Source organism: Pleurocapsa sp. FMAR1 (assembly GCF_963665995.1).
GTDB lineage: Bacteria > Cyanobacteriota > Cyanobacteriia > Cyanobacteriales > Xenococcaceae > Waterburya.
The window spans coordinates 2,646,886-2,669,770 of record NZ_OY762512.1 but is presented as its reverse complement, the minus strand read 5'-3'; the positions used below and the strand labels follow the sequence as shown (position 1 = coordinate 2,669,770).

18 protein-coding genes are annotated in these 22,885 nt (G+C 39.7%); 12 read left to right on the top strand and 6 right to left on the bottom strand.

The window, feature by feature from the left end; all coding sequences use genetic code 11:
- Positions 1-238: 238 nt before the first annotated feature.
- On the bottom strand, positions 239-625 hold the full coding sequence (locus SLP02_RS12860; RefSeq protein ID WP_319421055.1) for an AbrB family transcriptional regulator: 387 nt from the start codon (positions 623-625) through the stop codon (positions 239-241).
- 250 nt (positions 626-875) lie between these two features.
- Here SLP02_RS12860 and SLP02_RS12855 point away from each other — a divergent pair, with 250 nt between their 5' ends.
- From SLP02_RS12855 to SLP02_RS12810, 10 genes are all read left to right on the top strand, one after another.
- Positions 876-1,319 carry an Rrf2 family transcriptional regulator gene (locus tag SLP02_RS12855; RefSeq protein WP_319421054.1) on the top strand — a complete coding sequence of 148 codons (444 nt, stop codon included), beginning with the start codon at positions 876-878 and terminating at the stop codon, positions 1,317-1,319.
- A 15-nt stretch (positions 1,320-1,334) separates the two neighbouring features.
- Positions 1,335-1,724: a GFA family protein gene (locus tag SLP02_RS12850; protein ID WP_319421053.1), complete on the top strand. Its 390-nt coding sequence runs from the start codon at positions 1,335-1,337 to the stop codon at positions 1,722-1,724.
- Positions 1,702-2,736 carry an adenosylcobinamide-phosphate synthase CbiB gene (gene cbiB / locus SLP02_RS12845; protein ID WP_319421052.1) on the top strand — a complete coding sequence of 345 codons (1,035 nt, stop codon included), beginning with the start codon at positions 1,702-1,704 and terminating at the stop codon, positions 2,734-2,736. The genes SLP02_RS12850 and cbiB overlap by 23 nt, the downstream gene beginning before the upstream one ends.
- 246 nt (positions 2,737-2,982) lie before the next feature.
- Positions 2,983-3,153 carry a hypothetical protein gene (locus SLP02_RS12840; protein WP_319421051.1) on the top strand — a complete coding sequence of 57 codons (171 nt, stop codon included), beginning with the start codon at positions 2,983-2,985 and terminating at the stop codon, positions 3,151-3,153.
- 205 nt (positions 3,154-3,358) lie between these two features.
- Positions 3,359-4,342 carry an RNA polymerase sigma factor, RpoD/SigA family gene (locus SLP02_RS12835; RefSeq protein ID WP_319421050.1) on the top strand — a complete coding sequence of 328 codons (984 nt, stop codon included), beginning with the start codon at positions 3,359-3,361 and terminating at the stop codon, positions 4,340-4,342.
- 290 nt (positions 4,343-4,632) lie between these two features.
- Positions 4,633-6,261: an aminotransferase class I/II-fold pyridoxal phosphate-dependent enzyme gene (locus tag SLP02_RS12830; RefSeq protein ID WP_319421049.1), complete on the top strand. Its 1,629-nt coding sequence runs from the start codon at positions 4,633-4,635 to the stop codon at positions 6,259-6,261.
- Positions 6,262-6,614: 353 nt separating this feature from the next.
- Complete coding sequence (locus tag SLP02_RS12825) at positions 6,615-7,382, top strand: RNA polymerase sigma factor SigF (protein ID WP_319421048.1); 768 nt, start codon at positions 6,615-6,617, stop codon at positions 7,380-7,382.
- A 463-nt stretch (positions 7,383-7,845) separates the two neighbouring features.
- Positions 7,846-9,198: a chloride channel protein gene (locus SLP02_RS12820; RefSeq protein ID WP_319421047.1), complete on the top strand. Its 1,353-nt coding sequence runs from the start codon at positions 7,846-7,848 to the stop codon at positions 9,196-9,198.
- 464 nt (positions 9,199-9,662) lie between these two features.
- Positions 9,663-11,225, top strand: a complete 1,563-nt coding sequence (locus SLP02_RS12815) for an MFS transporter (protein ID WP_319421046.1) — start codon at positions 9,663-9,665, stop codon at positions 11,223-11,225.
- A 231-nt stretch (positions 11,226-11,456) separates the two neighbouring features.
- Positions 11,457-13,790, top strand: a complete 2,334-nt coding sequence (locus SLP02_RS12810; protein WP_319421045.1) for a molybdopterin oxidoreductase family protein — start codon at positions 11,457-11,459, stop codon at positions 13,788-13,790.
- Positions 13,791-13,996: 206 nt separating this feature from the next.
- Here SLP02_RS12810 and SLP02_RS12805 read toward each other — a convergent pair whose 3' ends face one another.
- The 5 genes from SLP02_RS12805 to bchB all read right to left on the bottom strand — a co-directional run bounded on the left by SLP02_RS12805 (position 13,997) and on the right by bchB (position 18,657).
- A complete protein-coding gene (locus tag SLP02_RS12805; RefSeq protein ID WP_319421044.1) occupies positions 13,997-15,235 on the bottom strand; it encodes a DUF4912 domain-containing protein in 1,239 nt (412 codons plus the stop codon).
- A gap of 440 nt (positions 15,236-15,675) precedes the next feature.
- The gene (locus tag SLP02_RS12800; RefSeq protein ID WP_319421043.1) at positions 15,676-16,002 is read right to left on the bottom strand and encodes a hypothetical protein; all 327 of its coding nucleotides are present in this window, start codon (positions 16,000-16,002) and stop codon (positions 15,676-15,678) included.
- A gap of 116 nt (positions 16,003-16,118) precedes the next feature.
- Positions 16,119-16,388 carry a 50S ribosomal protein L27 gene (gene rpmA, locus SLP02_RS12795; RefSeq protein ID WP_319421042.1) on the bottom strand — a complete coding sequence of 90 codons (270 nt, stop codon included), beginning with the start codon at positions 16,386-16,388 and terminating at the stop codon, positions 16,119-16,121.
- A 42-nt stretch (positions 16,389-16,430) separates the two neighbouring features.
- Positions 16,431-16,832, bottom strand: a complete 402-nt coding sequence (gene rplU, locus SLP02_RS12790; protein WP_319421041.1) for a 50S ribosomal protein L21 — start codon at positions 16,830-16,832, stop codon at positions 16,431-16,433.
- Between the two features lie 298 nt (positions 16,833-17,130).
- Positions 17,131-18,657: a ferredoxin:protochlorophyllide reductase (ATP-dependent) subunit B gene (gene bchB, locus SLP02_RS12785; RefSeq protein ID WP_319421040.1), complete on the bottom strand. Its 1,527-nt coding sequence runs from the start codon at positions 18,655-18,657 to the stop codon at positions 17,131-17,133.
- Positions 18,658-19,166: 509 nt separating this feature from the next.
- Here bchB and clpB point away from each other — a divergent pair.
- Both clpB and SLP02_RS26670 read left to right on the top strand, forming a co-directional pair.
- Positions 19,167-21,785 carry an ATP-dependent chaperone ClpB gene (gene clpB / locus SLP02_RS12780; protein ID WP_319421039.1) on the top strand — a complete coding sequence of 873 codons (2,619 nt, stop codon included), beginning with the start codon at positions 19,167-19,169 and terminating at the stop codon, positions 21,783-21,785.
- Between the two features lie 214 nt (positions 21,786-21,999).
- On the top strand, positions 22,000-22,407 hold the full coding sequence (locus SLP02_RS26670) for a GFA family protein (RefSeq protein WP_413467183.1): 408 nt from the start codon (positions 22,000-22,002) through the stop codon (positions 22,405-22,407).
- Positions 22,408-22,885: the final 478 nt, after the last annotated feature.

The following is a 22,885-nucleotide window of genomic DNA, read 5'->3' as shown; positions in this document are numbered from 1 at the left end:
TACTAAGGATAATAGTTTATTCTCTGCCTAAGCAATCAAGCGTTCTGTATTTAATGCAGATTAATATTTAACGCTTGTATAGTAATATAAGTGAAAAAAACTATTGAAAATAAAACATGAGGATGAACGGTCGATATTTTCTGGTTCAACCGAACTCCTCAAATAAGCTTGTTGATAGTTTAGAAAACTCTTGAAACTTTGCCTAATTCAAATTACTCTATTGAGACTATACTTAATACTACTCTTCGTCATCAACCCCAATTTGTTTCAGGTGGATATGTTTTCTTCCCAGAGTTATTTCAAACTCGTCACCTTGTTTTAATCCCATTTTCTTAGTGTAGGCAGATCCAATCAATAGATTGCCATTCGATTGAACGCTAATACGATAGCTAGCAGAACGACCACCTCTACCTTGACCGTTAGAAGTACTGTCTAACTCGATTCCTTCTGCATCAATTAGTGCATTCAGGAATTTCATCATATTGACTCGTTCTACATTGTTTTTAGTGACCGTATAATAGCCACATTCTCTAGCTTTTTCCTCTTTAGAGAGATTGCCTAGCTCTTTTACTTTATCGATTAATGTTGCACCTACTAAGGGTTGTGGTTGGGTTGCTTTTGCCATTAACTTGAAACAACTAAAAATTTACTTGGTTTACAATTTTACTTTTCGCTAAAGCTATACAAAGTTTATATATTTTACTTTGATATCTTTATCTAAAAGTATATTACACTTGTTTAACATAATTAAATAAATAAAAATTTAAATTTTCGCAATATTAATATAGTTGACACTACCAGAAATTAATATTGCTAACTCTATAAAAAATATCAAATTATTTGAATAAGTTTTCCCAAGGATTTAAAAAACAATAATGAAATTAACAACTCGTGGACATTATAGTGTCAAAGCATTATTAGACCTTAGTTTGCAGCCACAATATCGACCAGCATCAGTAAAGATGATCGCTCAACGACAAGATTTACCTGCACCTTATTTAGAAAAGTTATTGATTGAAATGCGTCGCGCTGGTATTGTTAAATCCATTAGAGGAGCAAAAGGAGGTTATCAGTTAGCCTATAAGCCAGAGCAAATTTCTTTAGGCAAAATTTTAGAGGCTGTAGGAGAAACTATTGAACCTTTACCAAATTACTCTCCCGATCATAATTTGGCTGAAGATTGGGTAACTTTTAGCCTCTGGCAAAGATTACATCAAAAATTAAAAGAAGCTCTGCACAGCATAACTTTAGCTGATTTATATTATGATGCTAGGAGTTGGCAGGCATCTCAAGGAGAAGAAAACAATTTTATTGTTTAGCTGTCAAATATTTTTATGAGTGAAGCTCAAAATTCTTTAGTTTGTGAGGGCGGTTGTCATTGTGGAACAGTTCGCTTTCAAGTATTAGTCGATCGCTTTATTGTAGACGATTGTAACTGTTCTATTTGCCGTAAAAAAGGCTTTTTACATTTGATTGTTTCCCCAGAAAATTTTACTTTAATACAGGGAGAAGAATTTTTAACTAACTATACATTTAACACAAAAGTCGCCCAACATACTTTTTGCTCAATTTGTGGCATCCATTCTTTTTATCGTCCTCGCTCTCATCCAGATATGGTAGATGTTAACGTTCGTTGTTTAGATGGAGATCTACTAGAACGATTTACAATAAGATCTTTTGATGGGCAAAACTGGTCAGATAATGTCGATCAAATTAGATCTTAATCAATTAGAAATTACCGTTTCTGCTATTTTTCTGGTTCAATCTTCACCCTTAATTTTACTACTAGCAGCTATTGAAGATTACTTAATAGGAGATCCTTGGGAATGGCTTCATCCAGTCCAAATTATGGGCTGGCTAATTAAAAACTATGTAGACTTAGCAATCAAATTTGCTCAACCTGGATGGCAACGTCGTTTTGCGGGAGTATTGCTAGGGCTAATTCTGATCATTGGTAGTGGCTTAGTAGGTTGGCTAATTATTTGGGGTTTTAGTATCATCCAGCCTCTATTAGGATCTGTCGTGGCAACAGTATTACTAGCTAGTTGCTTGGCGGGCAAAAGTTTGAGAGTTGCAGTTGAAGACGTATTGCGATCGCTCGACACTCAAGATTTAACCGTAGCTCGTTCTCGTCTTAGCCTATATGTAGGGCGGGACACGGATAATCTATCAGAGTTGGAAATATTGCGGGCATTGCTGGAAACTATAGCTGAAAATACAGTCGATGGAGTCACTGCACCTCTTTTTTATGCCATTTTGGGAATCTTTATTCCAGGTGTAGGTGCAGTACCGTTAGCATTGGCTTACAAGGCTGCAAGCACCCTAGACTCTATGGTGGGCTATCGTCGTGAACCCTATAGCGATCTGGGCTGGTTTAGCGCGCAATTAGAAGATCGCTTAACCTGGTTTCCCTGTCGCTTAACCGTATTGACTTTAAGCTTATTTTCTGGTCAGCCGTTAAAAGTATTAGAAATCTGTCGCCGAGATGGAATCAAAGATCCTAGCCCCAATTCAGGCTGGAGTGAAGCAGTTTATGCAGCAACTTTAAATGTGCAGCTAGGGGGTCAAAATACTTATCAAGGGGTAGTGAAAAATAAACCTTTGCTGGGAAATCCTTTAGAAGCAATTTCTGTTACTAAAATCGATCGGGCTTTAATTTTAACTCGCTACTGTTTTCTAGTTTGGCTGGGGATTGGAACAACCTTATGGTTTGCCATGACTATGCTCAATTTCTAAGCTAAAACATTTTGTTTAATCAAAAAAGTTCTTCTAAATTCTTATTTACTTCTCATAATCTAGTCAGGTTTTTTTCAGTTAAATCAGCAATATTAAAGTTGTAAATTACATCCTCAATAGTTCGGCAATCCATACATCGAGATTGGTCTTGCATAAACTGTTTAGGTCGATCATATAAAAGTAGGGAAGCTGGTTGACTGACAAAAGATGAAGAGAAAAACCTGAGAATAGAGATTCAGTAAAGAGTTGAGGGATTGGGTCAAAGCTGCACTCATTAATGGTTGGAATTTACTTCATTGCGTGACTTTCTCTAGTAATCAAGATCCCTCACCTGCAATGGCATCACGATCGCAATATCAAAAACGAGCAGATCAGTTGGAGTTCAAAGTTTTAACTTATTCCTACAATATTTCTTGAAAGTTTTGTCAGTCAATCAGGTAGGGAAGACATTAGTGATTTTTTATTACTAAGCTTATGGCCTACAGCCTAGAGCTTAAAGCTATCAAAAAATTAGTTGAACCTTTATAACTAATCACACGTCTAAACATTCAGTCGGACAGTTCGTAAAAAGAAGAAGTATCGCTGACTTTTAATCAGTTTATAAGGAGTCATAACTGTACAAATGCCCAAAGCCAAAATCGACAAAACTAACCCCAGAAGTAACTATTCAGCAGATATGGTCAGAACTTATTTGCATGAAATTGGACGGGTACGCTTGTTGACCCATGAACAAGAAATTGTTTACGGCAAGCAAGTACAGAAAATGATGATCCTGTTAACCGAGAAAGAAGAGTTAGAGCAACAGTTAGACACTACACTCAGCCTGAAGGAGTGGGCAAAATCAGCCCAAATGAGTGAAATTGAACTTAACAGGGTTATCACTGAAGGTCAAAGAGCAAAGCGCAAAATGATTGAGGCTAACCTGCGTTTGGTAGTAGCGATCGCTAAAAAATACCAAAAGCGCAATATGGAATTTCTCGATCTAATCCAAGAAGGTAGTCTTGGCTTAGAAAGAGGAGTAGAAAAATTTGACCCTACCAAAGGATACAAATTTTCTACCTATGCCTACTGGTGGATTCGCCAGGCAATCACCAGAGCGATCGCTCAACAAGCCCGTACCATTCGATTGCCGATTCACATCACCGAAAAACTCAATAAAATTAAGAAAACTCAAAGAGAGCTATCCCAAAAGTTAGGACGTAGTGCCGAACCCCAAGAAATTGCTCAAGAGTTAGATCTCAAACCTGACCAAATTCGCGAGTATCTGAGTATTGCCCGTCAACCAATTTCTCTGGATGTGCGTGTAGGTGACAACCAGGATACTGAGTTATCAGAGTTGCTAGAAGATGAAGGAGCTTCACCAGACAGCTATGCAACTCAGCAGCTTCTGCGTCAAGACCTATATAATCTAATGGCGGATTTATCCCCCCAACAGCAAGAAGTCATTATCTTACGTTTTGGTTTAGAAGATGGTAAAGAACTATCCTTAGCTAAAATTGGTCAGAGAATGAGTCTTAGTCGAGAAAGAGTGCGTCAGTTAGAGCATCAGGCTATAGCACAGCTTAAACGTCGTCGAAGCTACGTTCGAGAGTATATTGCGAGTTAAAACTGACGACATATTTACTTGAATTACTGGCGATCTACACTATATTTGTTATAAATTCGATCTATTATTTATGATCTATAACAAAAGGTGAGGTCGCCATTATATTAGTGTTATTAACCAAGCAACTAAAACAAACCCCTGCTGAATACTCTGGTATTTTGGTGGGGGTTCATGGCAAAACAGTAATCAATAATCAGTAATCAGTATAAGCAATCCCCAAGATTCTTATTATCTGTTGGTGGACAATATCCCCGCAGTAAATTTTCAATTAAGTGGTGTAGGAGTGAGTAATGACACTGTTCAACGAAACGTTAAATGGTAAAGATACAAATATTTCTGTCAGCAGCAATGGCAAATTAAACAACCTCAACGCTGCATCTAAAGCAGAGACAGTACAGGGTTGGTTAATTGACAAATTAGCAGAAGTATTAGAAATTGAGCCAAATCAAATTGATATTGTCCAAAATTTTGAAGAATATGGCTTAGAATCAGCCGAGGCGATTAATTTGTCTGGAGATTTAGAAGACTATCTCGGCTGTCGTTTACCACCAACTTTGCTCTGGGATTATCAAAATATTGAGGCTTTGGCACAATATTTAGCAGTCGATAACCTATCATCAACTCAGGTAAATTCTGCTCAAGATCTACTTTCGGCTTCTTTGGCAATAAAAGATAATTTGATTGCTAACAGCATTAACAATCAATCAGAAATACCTTTAGAAAATTACCAGTTTACAGAATTTCCCGAATATAAAAAATTATTGGCACAGCAGGCGCAGGTAGCCAGCTTAGGTAACGGCAATCCCTTTTTTGTCCCTCAAGAAACCATAGTTAATGACCGCACTACTATTAATGGTCGTGAATTAATCAACTTTGCTACCTATAACTATATTGGGATGTGTGGCGATCCTTTAGTTAATCAGGCTGCTAAAGATGCCACCGAGCTTTATGGTACGTCTGCCTGTGCTAGTCGCTTAATTTCAGGTGAAAAACCAATACACAGAGAATTAGAGCAGGAGCTTGCTGATTTTATTGGCGTAGAAGACAGCATTGTCATGGTTGGTGGTCATGCGACTAACGTTACTACCATTGGTCATCTGTTTGGTAAAAATGACTTAGTTATCTATGATTCATTGAGCCATAACAGTATTCTTCAAGGCTGTTTTCTTTCTGGGGCAAGTTTAGTTGCTTTTCCCCATAATGATACGGAAGCATTAGAAATAATTTTACGCGATCGCCGGCACCGCTATCAAAGAGTAATTATCGTCATAGAAGGCGTATACAGTACTGATGGTGATATTGCCAATTTACCTCGCTGTATTGAACTTAAACAGCAATATAAAACCTTCTTGATGGTAGATGAAGCGCATTCTATGGGAACAATTGGCAAAACTGGTCGAGGAATCAGTGAATATTGCCAAATTAACCCCAAGGATGTTGATTTATGGATGGGAACTCTCAGTAAATCTTTTGCTAGCTGTGGTGGCTATATTGCTGGTTCTCATGCCTTAATTGAATATCTTAAATATACCGCTCCTGGCTTTGTGTTTAGCGTTGGGATGTCTCCACCAAGTACAGCAGCAACTTTAGCGGCAATCCGCGTTTTGAAAGCAGAGCCAGAGCGAGCTATTCGCCTCCAAGCCAGAGCAAAATTGTTTCTAGATTTAGCTAAAGAGCAGGGTTTAAACACGGGCATGAGTAAAAATTCCCCTGTCATTCCTATTGTTGTCGGTGATTCCCTCAAGTCAATTCAGCTATCTCAGAATCTATTTAAACGCGGGATTAACGTACCGTTTATGATTTATCCTTCTGTACCTCAAAATGGGGCGCGATTGCGATTTTTTATTACCTGCGATCATACGGTTGAGCAAATACACCTTACCGTAAATATTCTGACTGAAGAATTAAAAAAACTTTAAACTTTATCGTCAATAATTAAAACTTTACTTACAGGAACAGTAGACACTATTCCTGTTTTTTTTTGCCATTTTCGGCAAGCATTTATTTTTTAGTTTTGGCAAGATCGTTGTAAAACCAGATACTTTTTACGTATTTTAGGCTTAACATAGCTTAATTTGATTCATTCAAAATAAATAGTTTATAAAAAAAATCTTCATCAAACAATTTGATATCTAATGCGTGTTTGCTCGGAGATGAAAAAATCCAATTACGAATTTTTCCGTAAAACAACTATGGTGTAGATTTTTCTTGCAACAGAAAATGAGAATTAGATTCACATAAATAGATTGTTGATACTGAAAACATTATTTTTATGGCTACTCAAACTCTCAGTTATCGTTGCATGGAATTCCTTCAGGATTATTATCGTCATCCCTCTTTAAAATTACGCAATAAATTAGTTGAGTTGAATATAGGTTTAGTCCGAAAAGTAGCTCATCAAATCTGCCAAAAATGCGCTGAACCCTATGAAGATTTGGAACAAATCGGCTATCTTGGTTTAATCAGAGCGATCGAACGCTTCGATCCTTTACAGGGTTCGGCATTTAGCTCTTTTGCAATTCCTTACATTCGCGGTGAAATGCTTCATTACCTTAGAGATAGAGGTAGCATGATGCGAATTCCCCGTAGATGGCAAGAGCTTTATACTAGAGGCAAAAAATTACGCAAAGATTTAATTGAAGAATTGGGACGTTTACCCAGAGATACGGAGTTGGCTAATGGTTTGGGCGTACCTTTAGAAGAGTGGAGTGAATGTCAATTAGCACTGCAAAACCGCTTACCAATTAGTTTAGATGCGATGATAAATAATTCTTTGGACTCTTCAATTACCTTTGGTGATACTATCGCCGATCCTAACTATCATCAACAGCGCAAATTAGAAGACGATAAGCTACAGTTACAAAGAGCAATGGGTCAGCTAGAAGAAAAAACCAAAGCAGCTATTGAATGTGTTTTTCTCTGGGATTTACCTCGTAAAGAAGCAGCCAAACATATTGGTATTAGCCCTATGACTGTCACCAGACATTTACATAAAGGTATCGAACAGTTGGGTACAATGCTTGAGGCTCAAGCAGCATAAATTGAAGCGATTAACTTTATCTAGCCAAAAAATATATAGATATTGATAAGTCAGTAATCACCTCAATCTACAAAAATAATTATTTTAACAGTCTATTTTATAAGCATCTAAATGTTAGATGCTTTTTTCTATTGAATATCAAATAATTTCTCAGGAATAAATAATTGTTTTCTTTGACAGAAATAAAATACTTGATTAAATATAATTTCCCAACCAGATAATTTTGCTTTTGTAAATACGTTAGTACTAATAAAATATGCAGTTATTCGATGTAAGAAAAGGATTATTAAAATAGACAAATTGCATCTATCTCCTCAAACAGTAGCAAAATAGACAATCTTACTTTTAGCCACCAACTAGATTTAACGCAATGGTGAAAAAACAAAATTAGATGCAGGTCAGTGGTGACTAAATCCATCATCTTTGACATCTAATCCTGGCTAAAATTTTGAGGTAAAAGGCATTGACTACCCAAGTAGATAAAGATATTCTTTTAGAAAAAATAGCAGATATTAATCTGGATAAGCGATCGCTTACCTATCATCAGATAATTCTTTGTTCAGTGGTGATTGGTATTGTCGGTGGTTTGGTCGCTACCATTTATTATTTTGTCTTAGAAGGAATGATGCACGGGGTTTGGCATACAGTTCCCAACTTTTTGCAGCCCTATTTCCCCAGTTGGCTACCAGCTAAAAATTATGTATTAATAGCCACTACTATTGGCGGTTTTTGCGTGGGCTTAGTGCTATATCTTATGGGCTTACCAGGAGAAATGGCGCAGGTAGTAGATCGCATTCATAGTCCTGGTAAGATTGATATTAAAAAAACTCCCGCGATGATTATTGCCTCCTTGATTGCCATTACTGCTGGAGGAAGTGCTGGACCTGAAGCTCCTTTAGTCCAGGTAAACGGAAGCTTTGGTAGCTGGTTGGGAGATAAGCTAAACGTTACTAGCGATTCTGTCAGGATTATGACCTTTTGCGGTATGAGTGCTGCATTGGGGGCATTTTTTGGTGCGCCGATTGGTGCTGCTTTGTTTGCTCTAGAGATTCCCCATCGTAAAGGACTAGAATATTATGAAGCGATCGCCCCAGCAATTATTTCGGCTATTTTCTCTTTTGCCATCTTTAGACTGAATACTGGCATCAGCATTGGGGGAATGTATCACTTTAACGTGATTCCCAAGCTGACTTCTTTAGAGCTACTTGAAGGTGTCGCCTTGGGTGCAGTGGGTGCATTGGTAGCAACCATCTTTGTACTTATTTTTCGTTTGATAGGTAAGCTAGCTAAACCTTTAGAAGATCAGCGAATTATTTTAGCAACCTGTGGTGGTCTTTCGATTGGTCTAATTGCCTTCGCCTTTCCACAAACTCTCTTCTTTAGTGAATCACAAATTGAAACCGTTATCCAAACAGGAGCAACTTTGAGTGTAGCAATGTTAATTGCGATCGCCGTTGCTAAAATGTTTGCCATTAGCTTTACTCTTCACTCAGGCTTTTTGGGCGGGTTTATTTTTCCTTTGTTCTTTATTGGTGCTAACGTTGGCTTGGCTATATCTTTGGCGATACCTCAAGTTCATCCTACGGTAGGAATGGTTTGCTTGATGGCTGCGGTTAACGTGGCGGTTACCAAAACCCCGATCAGTACCAGCATCATCTTGAGCGTGCTTTCGGGGACGGCTATGCTGCCTGTAATTGCTATCTCCAGCTTTGTAAGCTTTCTTTTGACTACAGAATTGTCCATGTTAAAGACACAGCGATCGCGTGATATGGATGAACTGTATTCTGTGCAAAAATTACGTCAGCAAAAAGTTTAATTGAAATTAGATTGAGAAATTAAGATTTATACAAGATTGAAGTTTCATCGCTTCGATCTTTTTTTTGTTTATTTATATCGTCAGATCGATATTTTTTAGCTGTCAACTAAATATTTAAAACCTACCTTCGTAATCTAATAATTACCTAAGATGCAATAAAAGTATTTTGATTATGTAAAAAATACATAAAAATGCTCTATTAATAAATTTCGGTAGCCAAATATACGATAAAACCTTTTTTTAAATGCAACTATTACCTCAAGATCAATACATCTTAAGAACTATATATAACTCAACTTAGTTCTTGAAATGTAAATAGAGATAGATGGAACAACAATTACGTAATTACAAAGGGGAATTTAAAACCCAAAAAATAGATATTAAAATTGTGCATCGTTCTAGTATTTAGTCTCTCAACTTTAACTTTTAACTATGGTAATTTTTGACAATCAGGAAGGTAAATAATGCTCGGAGAAATGTGGCAATTCAGGGGTAGATACAAAATACTCCATATAACTTGGTTTGCGTTCTTTTTATCGTTTGTAGTTTGGTTCAATTTCGCTCCTCTGGCTACTACTATAGGAGCCGACATGGGTTTGACAAAAGAACAACTTGCAACTCTTGGGATCTGCAACGTAGCTTTAACAGTTCCTGCGCGGATCATTATTGGGATGCTGCTAGATAAGTTTGGTCCCAGGCTAACTTTTTCACTGCTGCTAATGTACGCATCCATTCCCTGTATTATGTTCGCTTCAGCGCAAAACTTTAGCCAGCTAGTAATCTCTCGCTTGCTGATGGGGATTGTCGGTGCAGGTTTTGTAATTGGTATTCGTATGGTTTCCGAGTGGTTTCCTCCCAAGGAAATTGGTCTAGCCGAAGGTATCTATGGTGGCTGGGGTAACTTTGGTTCTGCCTTTTCCGCCTTTACTTTGGCTACTATTGGTGGTTTTCTAGCATTTGGCGCACCTGGTGCAAATATTAACTGGCGTGCTTGTATTGCTGGTACTGGTATTATTGCCGCGTTGTACGGAATATTTTATTTATTTAATGCTAAAGATGCGCCTCCAGGCAAAGTTTACCGTCGTCCCAAAAGTGCTAGGGGTTTGGAAGTTACCAGCAAGAAAGACTTTGGGTTCTTATTGCTAATGAACGTGCCTCTGACTGGAGTTCTCATGCTAGTTGCTTGGCGTTTAATGAAGCTGGGCTTGTATGCTACTGGCACAATGTATATTATCTGGCTTGCTTTACTAGGATTATATTTATTCCAAGCTTATAATTGCTGGGCTGTTAATAAAGACTTGCTATCAGGCAAAAAACGTTACCCTGCTGACGATCGTTACGATTTCTCTCAGGTTGCTATGTTAGAGCTTACCTATCTAGTCAACTTTGGTTCCGAGCTAGCTGTAGTTTCCATGCTTCCAGCATTTTTCCAAGGAACATTCAGCTTAACTCCTGCGAAGGCGGGGATGATTGCTGCTAGTTATGCTTTTATGAACTTAGTTGCTCGTCCTGGCGGTGGTCTTATTTCTGATAAGTTAGGTAGTCGTAAGCTGACTATGGGAGTTGTTACTGGCTGTATGGGTATCGGCTATTTGCTCCTCAGCCAAGTGGGTAGTGGCTGGTTCTTACCTGCTGCGGTCGTGTTGACTATGTTCTGTTCTTTCTTTGTACAGGCAGGAGAAGGTTCTACGTTTTCAATCGTGCCTTTAGTTAAGAAACGTGTAACTGGTCAGGTTGCTGGTAACGTTGGTGCTTATGGTAACGTTGGTGCAGTATTGTATCTCAACATTTTCAGTTTACTTCCTGGTTGGTTAGGTGGTGGTGCAGATCCTTCTCCTGCCATTGAAGCAGCAGCTAATATGCGCTTTTTCCAAATTATGGGCGTAGCAGCGTTAGTCGTTTCGGCATTATGCTTTGTAGTTCTCAAAGAACCAAAAGGTTCATTTGCGGAAGCTCATCATGACGAGGAACATGACGTTAATCCCAGTTTTACACCTGAGCCAGCACTAGGAGTAGAAAAGCTCTAGCTATCTCAACGGCTACACAATACTTAGTGCTGAGAACATATATTTGGATGTATGCTTTCTCAGCACTTTTTGCTCTGAGCAAAAGAATTAAAAAAAATCTTTATTTGGTATTATTGCCCACAGTAGTTCATGGTCACGATCCAATACAACTGATTAGTAGAACGTAAATAATAAAAATTTTATTTATTTAAGCATAAATATTTGACGATATTCAACCTGGAGAAAAGCAAAGTGAGCGAACCGATTAAAACCTTGTGTCCCTACTGTGGAGTTGGCTGTGGTTTAGAAGTTTTACCTCCTGCACAATCAGGGAAAGCTACCAACAGAGACAGCCAAGGAAACCCGTTGTGGCGAGTCAGAGGCGATCGCGCTCACCCCTCCAGTAAAGGTAAAGTATGTATAAAAGGTGGCACTATTGCTGAATCTTTAGATAAAGATCGTCTCAAATATCCCATGATGCGAGATTCATTAGATCAAGAATTTCATCGCGTTAGCTGGGATGTCGCTTTAAACCGTATTGTGTCTCGAATTAAGGAAGTAATAGACACTCAGGGGGCTGAGTCCATCTGTATGTATGGTTCAGGGCAGTTTCAAACCGAAGATTATTATATTGCTCAAAAATTACTTAAAGGCTGTCTTGGTACAAATAACTTTGATGCTAATTCTCGTCTCTGTATGTCCTCAGCCGTAGCAGGATATATGCAAAGCTTTGGTTCAGATGGACCACCTTCTTGTTACGATGATTTAGAACTAACTGACTGTGCTTTTCTAATTGGCACTAACACCGCCGAATGTCATCCTATTATTTATAATCGTTTGCGGTTACACCACAAGAAAAATCGCAAGGTCAAAATGATCGTTGTCGATCCCCGCGAGACGAAAACGGCAAAGGATGCAGATCTCCATTTAGCTATCCAGCCAGGAACAGATATGGATTTGCTCAACGGCATTGCTCATCTTCTACTCCGTTGGGGCGAACTTGATACTTATTTCATTGATGAATGTACTCAAGGCTTTAGTAATTATGTCCAGGTCATCCAACAATATCCTCCAGAATTAGTCGCTCGTCGCTGTGGTATTCGCATCGATCATTTAGAAGAAGCTGCTCGCTATTGGGCAGAATCAGACAACGTGCTTTCTATGTGGTCGATGGGAGTAAATCAGTCCTCAGAAGGAACAGCAAAAGTTCGCACAATTATTAATCTGCACCTAATGACGGGTAATATCGGCAAACCAGGGGCAGGTCCTTTTTCCCTGACAGGTCAGCCCAACGCTATGGGTGGAAGAGAAGCAGGTGGCTTATCCCATATCCTTCCTGGTTATCGAGTAGTCAAAAATCCCCAGCATCGGGCAGAGGTAGAACAAGTTTGGCAGTTACCTCCTGGCAGTATTAAGCCTATCCCTGGTAGAGATACCTGGAGCATGATTACAGGTTTGGAAACAGGAGATGTGGGAGTATTTTGGGTAGCAGCTACCAACCCTGCGGTGAGTATGCCCGATCTGGTCAGAACCAAAAAAGCCCTGTTGCGATCGCCTTTTACTATCGTCCAGGATGCTTACTATCCCCTAGAAACCGCCAGTTTTGCCCACGTAGTCTTGCCCGCAGCACAGTGGGGAGAAAAAACTGGGACAATGACTAATTCGGAGAGAGTTGTCACACTTTGTCCTCAGTTTCGCGATCCCCCAGGAGAAGCCAAGGCAGATTGGGAAATATTTGCCGAGGTTGGTCGCCGTCTGGGTTTTACCAAAGAGTTTAATTTTGCTAATTCTGCCCAGGTATATCAAGAATTTGTCCAGCTAACCAAAAATCGCTCCTGTGAAATGACTGGTTTAAGTCATGGACGATTACGCCAACAGGGAGCAATTCAATGGCCCTGTCCTTTAGAAGCAGCAAGACAAGATGATCTATTAGCCGTTTCCTTGACCTGTAACACTCAAGGAAATGTTACTGAAGAGAGTGAAGCTAAAAAAGGTTTGCTTTCTAATCTGTTTCACAGCAAAGAAGAAACTACAGTAGCAAAAAGACTCTACACCGACGGCAGATTTAATACGGCTGATGGACGGGCAAAATTTGCTGCTTTCCATTCTAAGGGACTAGCTGAACCTATCGATCCAGACTATCCTTTTGTGCTAACCATCGGTCGCTTATATGAACACTGGCACACCATGACTCGTACTGGGCGCATTGACAAAATCATGAAAAAGCAACCCCAGCCCTTTGTAGAAATTCACCCCAAAGATGCTGCCAAATTAGATATTGAAGAGGCAACTATGGTAGAAGTGCGATCGCGCCGTGGTGTAGGGCGTTTTGCTGCTAGAATCACTAAGGCGATCATTCCTGGTACGGTTTTTGTGCCGATGCACTGGGGCGCCTTGTGGACAGACAACGGCGAAGCAAACTCACTAACCCACCCCCAATCCTGTCCTATTTCTCTTCAACCAGAACTAAAAGCCTGTGCGGTGAGTTTAACAACAGTAAAACTAAAAGATTCTCTAATTGATGAGACATCTAGTGAATCATCTCAAGGCGATTATGCTACGCGTAGCCGACCAATTGCCATTTAGTTGAAGAGTCAATGTCAGTTTGATCCAGGCTATAAACTTGCTCAATATCTTTGTAGCTCAAAAAGGTCAAAAGCTAACCGAGCCTGAGTTAGGGAGCAAAAAAAGGACAGGTAGTAAGCTGAAAATAATAACTTTCTTCAGTAAACCTGCCCTCACACTTGATTGGCTTTTACCCCAATCTGCTTAACCCGAACTTAGGTTAATATTTAAGCAAACCATTCTTCAACCGCTTCGGCTTTAGTATTGGTATTGCGAGAAGGAGTTTCACGTTCAAAGTTCATGTGAATTGAACGAGTTTGCTCACCATCAACCGCTACTGCCTTGATAGGATAGTCAATTACACCATCTTGGAAAGACATCTGGAAACGGAAAGTACCATCAGGGTTAAGTTTAATTTGGCGATCGCCAATAGTTACCGTAGCATTAGGCTCTGTTGCACCATAAACAATAAGTTCGGCATCAGCCACTAGCCAAAATTGACGAGGACGGGCAGCAATATCCCCAGAGAAACCCGCACCAGACATATTTTGTCCAGAAGTAGTTGGTAAAGCCCACATTCCTGCACCAGAAGGGAATACATAGGAGCTAACCGCTGATTCAGGGGTCTGCTGCATTGAACCAAACAAAGAACCTGTCATCTGCATAGACTCGGTGGATTGAGTCATTCCGAATACAGCGTTATAAAGGCGATCGCCTTCGGGAGCGTTCATATTTGTATTTGTTGTACTCGCGGTCTGCTTTTTAGCAGGAGGCACAAGCTCATAAAGAGTCTTACCTTTGATATCATCCTGCCAGTCTACGGTAACAAAAGCATCCTCAATCCAATCAGAAGGATAGACGGGAGGAATACTTACCGAAGCAGAGCTAGCTAATACCAGCCAGCGACCATCAGCACAGCGATAGCCGATGTCAGCAACATAATCGCGATCGCTTACGGGAATAGGCAAATACCATTCTCTTGCCATCTCATCACAGAGATATTCCTGTACGCTATGGGGTGCTTGACTGTTGATATCAATATCTGTCACATCATAGATACGCAACGCTAGCTGTTGCCCGCCTTGGCGACGTAACTCTTCCTTGTGAAGATTAGGAACGTCCCAGTAAGCATAAGCCCACTGCGGATCCCGAGGCATCAACACAATACGGCTGTCTCCATAACCGTCAGGAAGCTCTCCTAAATCTTGATCGACAGAAGCAAGGCTTTCCCTTAAATTATCTTCTTGACCGACTTCAAATTTCGTAGCTTTCACTTGTTGTTCCTCCTGGTTGGCTGATGGATTTTGAGAAAGTTTTTCTGGTTCTTTTTTATTAATTGCTTCTTTGATAGAAGTTAGCAGTTGTGCTTTACGCATTCTGCTGTAACGGGATATTTTATATTCGCTGGCAACTTTTCTAAGCTGCCTCAAGGTCATTTCTTCTAATGGTGGTCGTTCTTTCGCCATTGACTTACAGCCTCCAATTAGTTAGACGGTGTTTAGCTGCTAGCAGCCATATTTAAGACAGAGAAGCTAGAAAAGTCAACTAGTACTTCAGTCGTCTTTCAACCTTAATTTTCGTCTACTTAATATTTTTATTTATTTGTACGTGGGTGGGAAAGGTCTTAACCACTTGAATATGTTATAACAACAAATTAAGTCAGGGGATCAAGATAGAACCAGCAAAAACTAAATGACTAACGATTTTATTAGACCTTAGTTGTTTTTGTGTTATGAAAGCATGACATTTATTGGGATCGATATCTGAAAAAAAAAGCTCGTGTCACAGTATTATGACATTATCCCCTTTTCTTAACTGCGATGACTTAAAGCTGTATATCACTCAAGTTCTTGCATCAAGTTACAGCAAAATTAATCAAATATTTGAGAGCTTGAATATAGCCATTCTATTTTTTAAAAGAAAAAGACTTTGGCGTGTGAGGAAAATATTGTATTTCGTTATAGCTATCTGATTTATTTTCTTGCTTTTCCTGTTCTATTTGGTAAGGTTTTTTTGTCAAACCCAGCTTGTTTAGTAGAAAATATGTACCTACCCCTAAAACTGCTCCCAATGCAAGACCAACAGCAATCAATTTAATAAAAATTTTCTCTAACTGTTTTTTGCGAACTGCAACGTTTTTGGGTGATAAATTGGCATCTATATTATCTATATTTTTATTAGAGTTAGAGTTTTTAGGCAGATCTCGATCAAAATTATCTTCTGGTTGGTACATTAGACAGAACTCTGAAACTTATTTTTAATGATTGATTCTAGTTTAACTCCATAAAAAAAACACTCATATAAATGAGTGCTGTTTATTTAAAAATTAGTTAGATCAAAGCAATTTATTTATGCTGCAACTTCAGCATCAGGGTAAACGCTGACCTTTTTTTGTCCTCTTTTTCTAAATTCAAATTTGACAACGCCGTGGACTAAAGAATACAAAGTATCATCTTTACCGCGTCCTACATTATTACCAGGGTGAAATTTAGTTCCTCTTTGGCGAACTATAATGCTTCCTGCTGTAACTTCTTGACCGCCATAACGCTTAACGCCGAGACGTTTAGAATTAGAATCGCGACCATTACGAGTACTACCCGTTCCTTTCTTATGAGCCATTTTATCTTCCTTTGTGAATTTTGCTAATAAATTAATGCCTGTTTACTCTGCCGTAGCTGCTTCTACTTCTGGTACTTCTGTCGTAGTAGCTTCAGCTTCTGATGCTTCTGCTTTGGCAATAGCCGAACCATTTAAACTAATAGAATCAATCATCAAGCGAGTTAATTCTTGACGATGACCGCGCTTTTTGCGAGTTTTCTTTTTAGGCTGCATTTTATAGACAATGACTTTTTTGCCTCGTCTATGACGCATTACAGTACCTTCTACGGTAGCACCTTCAACCAAAGGACGACCAACAGTAACTTCGTTGTCGTTGTTTACCAATAAAACTTTGTCTATGGTGTAGCTAGATTCAGGATCGGCATCTAGTAAATTGATATCGTAAAAACGACCAGGTTCAACCTGAATTTGTGTACCGCCGATTTCAACAATTGCGTAAGTCATAATTATCTATTGTGATATTGCCGTAAGGGTAGCCATGTCAAACTAAAGCCGACTGAAACTTCAATCGGAATACCTAGTTTCTAACTTGGCGTTTATTTAAAAACCCGATCCGAGCAGGTATTGAATGCCCAATCTCTAATTGTCTTGAGTTATTTTAATTTTGTCAAGATTTTTGATAAGCTTTCGGCTTTCAGAGATTAGCCGTCAGCTTTTCAAATTGTAGGCGAAACAAATTATATTTAGGTTTAGCCTACAATCTTTTAAATTAACAGCAAATTAATTTCTTTCCCATAACTGCCTATGCGCCCACAGATTCTTTAGCAGCATACATAACTTCTAAGGTAATTTCTGACAAATTGCGATCGCGGGCAAACTTTTCGGTATTGCGTTTGACTTTTCCGCGTACAAAACCAGGAATTTTACCTAGTTCTACCTTGGCTTCTTTATCCCAGTTTAAATCTGAATCAGCCGAAATACCTTTGGTGATAACTTCTTTGGTATCGTGTCCGCCAAAGATTTCTAAGAGGTGATCTTCCATCCCCAAAGTGAAGGAGTTATAAACCAAGTCAGCAATTTGATTAGTTCCTTCGTAACCCATAAATGGCTTGTAGCCAATGGGAAAATTCTGAATGTGAATTGGTGCCGCAATTACACCACAGGGAATGTCTAAACGTTTACCTACATGGCGTTCCATCTGTGTCCCAAAGATAGCTGAAGGTTCGTGACGCGCGATCGCATCGCCAATTGCGCCATTGTCATCACTAATTAAAACTTCATCACAGTATTCGCTTACCTGTTCTCTAAACCAGTCCTCGTCATACTTACAGTAAGTACCAGCCAAAACAACCTTAATCCCCATCTCTCTTGCCAGAATCTTAGTCATGGCTGCTGCATGGGTATTATCGCCGAACACCACCGCTTTTTTACCTGTCAGGTTTTGACAGTCAATTGAGCGAGAAAACCAAGCTGCTTGAGATACATAGAGAGTTTGGTTGTTGATATACCCCTCGTAATCTACTTCTGCACCCTGGGCATTAACTACCTGTTGAATTTTGCGAATACAGCGCGCAGTTTCGACTACACCCATTGGCGCAATGTCTACACAAGGCATAGAAAACTCAGACTCTAAGTATTCCGCCGTCATCATGCCCAATTCACGATAGGGAACAAGATTAAACCAGGCACGGGGTAAATTCTTAAGGTTGTGTACCGAAGCACCATCAGGAATAACTTCGTTTACCTCAATTCCCAAATCCGCCATCAGACGTTTTAACTCAGTACAATCATGCTGGTTATGGAAACCTAAAGTAGAAATACCAATAATATTTACTGAGGGCTTTTCAGTTTTAGCTGTGGGTAATTCCTCTTTTTTGCGTGCTTTTTCTAGATAAAACTTAACTACCTGATGCAGAGTGCGATCGGCTGCCTGTAACTCATTGTAACGATAGTGATTTACATCAGCCAGCATCACGTCCCCTTTAGTATCCATTGAGGCACGACTAACAAAGTTTTGTAAGTCTTCCTGCAAAATACTAGAGGTGCAGGTAGGTGTAAGCACAATTAGATCTGGACGTTCTTCTCGATCCTTGCGAGTAATATTATCTACTACTTTTTCTTGTGAACCCCTTGCCAAAACATTTCTATCTACAATGCTAGCGGTAACGGGTGTAAAGTTACGCTCTCTTTCAAGCATCGATCGCATGACGTTGAAATAATCATCTCCCAAAGGAGCGTGCATAATAGCGTGAACATTTTTAAAAGAACTAGCAATGCGTAAAGTGCCGATGTGTGCTGGACCAGCATACATCCAGTAAGCTAACTTCATTATGTATTTTCTCCTAAATTACATTAACGGAATGGGTTTAGATATTTGGATAGAAAATGGCGTTTAAATATTAGTTCTGATTGTCTCAGAATTAGGGGAGAGAGTGCGACTAGCCACTATGCTCAAAAATTCAGAATATAATTATCGCCACATTCTTTGGCTGAAGATGGTTTCAGCTTGCCTTTGTCAGGGTAATAGATCGAGTTTTTGAGCAACAAATCTTAATGTCAATTTCAATTTGTGGCGTTGTGCGACTCGTTTTTATGGCTTTTAAAACTGGGAAAACCAGAATTGAGCGGTTGGGGTATCCTACCTAACTACGTGCTTTTGTTATCGCTACAATTACATTAAATCAAAGAATAAAGTTTCTAAATCTTAATCTACCTATAGACAACGAACTTTTAAGCCCAATCTCTCCTAGATATAGTCACAGATTAGGCATATATTTTTAAATTATTAAATCAAATTATTAGATCAAAGTTTTTATCCCTTAGTTAAGCAAGAAAAATATGCAACCAAACAACCCGCAAAAATTTACTGCCAAAGCCTGGCAAGCGATCGCCAATGTTCAGGACATCGCTAAACAAAGTCAACAGCAACAGGTAGAAACAGAACACCTGTTTAAATCTTTAATCGAAGAAGAAGGATTAGCCAGCAGTATTTTCAACAAGGCTAATGTCAGCGTGCAGCTATTGCGTAATAAAGTTGACCAGTTTATTAATAGCCAGCCAAAAGTCAGTAATTCTAACAGTAGCGTTTTTTTAGGATACAGTTTAGATAGCCTATTAGATCGGGCGGAAAAATATCGTACTGAATTTAATGACGATTACATTTCCATTGAACATTTAGTTTTAGGCTTTGCTCAAGACGATCGTTTTGGACGTAAACTACTACAAGAAGTTGGTTTAACCGAAAAACAACTCAAGGAAATTATTAAACAGGTGCGTGGAAAGCAAAAAGTGACGGATCAAAATCCCGAAGGAAAATATGATGCGCTAGAAAAGTATGGGCGGGAACTAACTCAACTTGCCAGAGAAGGTAAATTAGATCCTGTAATTGGTCGTGATGAAGAAATTCGCCGTACCATTCAGATACTATCTCGCCGTACTAAAAACAACCCTGTATTGATTGGTGAGCCTGGAGTTGGTAAAACCGCCATTGTCGAAGGACTGGCACAAAGAATTATCAATCGAGATGTGCCTGAATCTTTGCGCGATCGCACTGTTGTGGCTCTAGACATGGGTGCGTTAATCGCTGGTGCCAAGCTAAGAGGCGAGTTTGAAGAACGTCTCAAAGCTGTTCTTAAAGAAGTTACCGAATCTCAAGGCAACATTGTTTTATTTATCGATGAAATCCATACCGTTGTGGGTGCAGGTGCAGCACAAGGGTCAATGGATGCGGGCAACATACTCAAGCCTATGTTAGCTAGAGGCGAATTGCGCTGTATTGGGGCAACTACCCTAGATGAATATCGCAAATACATTGAGAAAGACGCAGCTTTAGAAAGACGTTTTCAGTCCGTATTGGTAGATGAACCCAACGTAATCGATACTATTTCTATTTTGCGCGGACTTAAAGAACGCTATGAAGGACACCACGGGGTAACAATTGCCGATACGGCGTTAGTTGCTGCTGCTAGTTTGTCTAATCGCTATATTAGCGATCGCTTTTTACCCGATAAGGCGATCGACCTAGTAGACGAGGCGGGGGCAAAACTGAAGATGGAAATCACCTCCAAGCCTGAAGAGTTAGACGAAGTTGACCGTAAGATTCTGCAATTGGAAATGGAAAGACTGTCTTTAGAGAAAGAAGATAATCCCATATCTAAAGAAAGATTGCAGAAGCTAGAAAGAGAACTAGCCGATCTTAAAGAAGAACAGTCAGAGATCAACGCTCAATGGCAGTCAGAAAAAGAAGTCATTGACCAAATCCGCGCTCTCAAAGAAGAGATCAACGCCGTCAATTTGGAAATTGAGCAATCAGAAAGAGCTTACGATCTCAATCGTGCTGCTGAACTACGTCATGGTAAATTACCCAAACTCCAAGAACAAGTTGTCGAAATTGAACAGAAGCTAGCTGAGAGACAAACTAGTGGTAATTCCCTGCTACGGGAGGAAGTATTAGAGTCTGACATCGCTGAAATTATTGCTAAGTGGACAGGTATACCCCTCAAAAAACTGATTGAATCAGAAAAATCTAAGCTGCTTAACCTAGAGGCTGAACTCCATGAACGAGTAATTGGTCAAGAAGAAGCTGTAAGCGCGGTTGCCGATTCTATTCAACGTTCTCGCGCTGGATTAGCCGATCCTCAGCGTCCTACTGCTAGCTTTATTTTCCTTGGTCCGACTGGAGTAGGTAAAACCGAACTAGCCAAGGCTTTGGCTAAAAGTCTGTTTGATACAGAAGAGGCTTTAGTTCGCATTGATATGTCTGAGTATATGGAGAAACATTCGGTATCTCGTTTGGTTGGTGCGCCTCCAGGATATGTAGGTTATGACGAAGGTGGACAGTTAACCGAGGCAATTCGTCGTCGTCCTTATTCTGTAATTCTGTTTGACGAAATCGAAAAAGCTCATCCTGATGTCTTTAACATCATGCTGCAAGTTTTAGATGACGGCAGATTAACAGATTCTCAGGGACGTACCGTAGATTTTACCAGTACGATTATTATCATGACCAGTAATATTGGTTCCCAGTACATCCTAGATGTAGCAGGGGATGATAGTCAGTATGAAGAAATGCGATCGCGAGTAATGAATGCCATGCGGGATAGTTTCCGTCCTGAATTTCTCAATCGGATTGACGAAATTATCATCTTCCATGCCTTAGTTAAAGAACAGTTACGTAATATTGTTCAAATACAGGTCGAAGGTTTAGAAAGCCGTCTAGAAGAACAAAAGCTGTCTTTGAAAATCGCCGATGCTGCTTTAGATTACCTAGCAGAGTTGGGTTACGACCCCGTATACGGTGCCAGACCTCTAAAACGCGCTATTTCTCGCTATTTAGAAACGGCGATCGCTAAATCTATTTTGCGGGGAGAATACAATCCTGGTGACACTATTTTTGTCGATGTAGAAGGGGAAAGATTAACCTTTAAACGTCTATCAGTTGAAATGCTGGCTAAGTAATTGGCAAATACTTTAATTTAATAAAAAGCAATTTTAGAAATCAAGGTAAACAGTCTCACGCCTTGATTTTTATTCTTTTGACATTACTAGCCTATTTAAGCAGTTTTTCTACAGAATGATATCCAGACTTTTTCTTGATATCATTCTATATAGAGTAAATATACAGAAAGTTTCTGGATAATAAATAGTTAATCGGCAAGGGAGGAACCCAGATATGACGGCACCTTTTACTGGCGGTTGCGCATGCGGAGCCATTCGCTATGAGTGCAAGCAAGAGCCTGTCGCAATGCTCAACTGTCACTGCCAAGACTGCCAGCGTTCGAGCGGCGCCCCGTTCGCGTCAGGCATAGTCGTCCCAGTTTCGGCTACAGAAATTACTGGCACTCCCAAGACGCATGTCGTTCGTGGCAATACTGGCGGCGCTACATCTCGTAGCTTTTGCGCTGATTGTGGAACTCCACTTTTCACGCGCGGCGAAGCAGTCCCAGAATTCATGTCCATCCGCTTCCCAACCTTGGACGACCATTCTTGGTTCAAACCCATGCTGGACATCTGGACTTCACGCTCACAGCCATGGGTGTGTCTTAGCCAAGAAATTCCTTATTTCCCTGAGTCGCCCTAGTTTCTGGCAAATCAGGATGCCGCCTAACAATTCATTCAAGCCGAACCCGCGGGCTTAATTCAGGCGTTATCTGACTCCAAATATTACTGAGTCAGACTTCTAAAACGCGCTATTTCCCGCTATTTAGAAACGGCGATCGCTCTTTCTATTTTACGAGGAGAGTACAATCTTGGCGACACTATTTTTGTCGATGTAAAAGGGGAAAGATTAACCTTTAAACGCCTATCGGTCGAAATGTTGGTTAAGTAATTGGCAAATACAATCTAATAAAAAGTAATTTTAGAAATCAAAATAAACAGTCTCACGCCTTGATTTCTATTCTTTTGACATCACTAGCCTATTCAAGCAGTTTTTCTACAGAATGATATTCAGACTTTTTCTTGATATCATTCTATATAGAGTAGATATACAGAAAGTTTCTGTATAATAAATAGTTATGCCGTTCTAGACTCAGGCAGAGGCAGCCTATTAAAGCGGT

Excerpts from the sequence above, each read along its gene's own strand:
- SLP02_RS12830 (WP_319421049.1), top strand. The coding sequence starts at position 4,633 with ATGACACTGTTCAACGAAACGTTAAATGGTAAAGATACAAATATTTCT.
- rplU (WP_319421041.1), bottom strand. The coding sequence starts at position 16,832 with ATGACTTACGCAATTGTTGAAATCGGCGGTACACAAATTCAGGTTGAA.
- clpB (WP_319421039.1), top strand. The coding sequence starts at position 19,167 with ATGCAACCAAACAACCCGCAAAAATTTACTGCCAAAGCCTGGCAAGCG.
- SLP02_RS12855 (WP_319421054.1), top strand. The coding sequence starts at position 876 with ATGAAATTAACAACTCGTGGACATTATAGTGTCAAAGCATTATTAGAC.
- cbiB (WP_319421052.1), top strand. The coding sequence starts at position 1,702 with ATGTCGATCAAATTAGATCTTAATCAATTAGAAATTACCGTTTCTGCT.
- bchB (WP_319421040.1), bottom strand. The coding sequence starts at position 18,657 with ATGAAGTTAGCTTACTGGATGTATGCTGGTCCAGCACACATCGGCACT.
- SLP02_RS12860 (WP_319421055.1), bottom strand. The coding sequence starts at position 625 with ATGGCAAAAGCAACCCAACCACAACCCTTAGTAGGTGCAACATTAATC.
- SLP02_RS12805 (WP_319421044.1), bottom strand. The coding sequence starts at position 15,235 with ATGGCGAAAGAACGACCACCATTAGAAGAAATGACCTTGAGGCAGCTT.
- SLP02_RS26670 (WP_413467183.1), top strand. The coding sequence starts at position 22,000 with ATGACGGCACCTTTTACTGGCGGTTGCGCATGCGGAGCCATTCGCTAT.
- SLP02_RS12835 (WP_319421050.1), top strand. The coding sequence starts at position 3,359 with ATGCCCAAAGCCAAAATCGACAAAACTAACCCCAGAAGTAACTATTCA.
- SLP02_RS12825 (WP_319421048.1), top strand. The coding sequence starts at position 6,615 with ATGGCTACTCAAACTCTCAGTTATCGTTGCATGGAATTCCTTCAGGAT.
- rpmA (WP_319421042.1), bottom strand. The coding sequence starts at position 16,388 with ATGGCTCATAAGAAAGGAACGGGTAGTACTCGTAATGGTCGCGATTCT.
- SLP02_RS12815 (WP_319421046.1), top strand. The coding sequence starts at position 9,663 with ATGCTCGGAGAAATGTGGCAATTCAGGGGTAGATACAAAATACTCCAT.
- SLP02_RS12800 (WP_319421043.1), bottom strand. The coding sequence starts at position 16,002 with ATGTACCAACCAGAAGATAATTTTGATCGAGATCTGCCTAAAAACTCT.
- SLP02_RS12850 (WP_319421053.1), top strand. The coding sequence starts at position 1,335 with ATGAGTGAAGCTCAAAATTCTTTAGTTTGTGAGGGCGGTTGTCATTGT.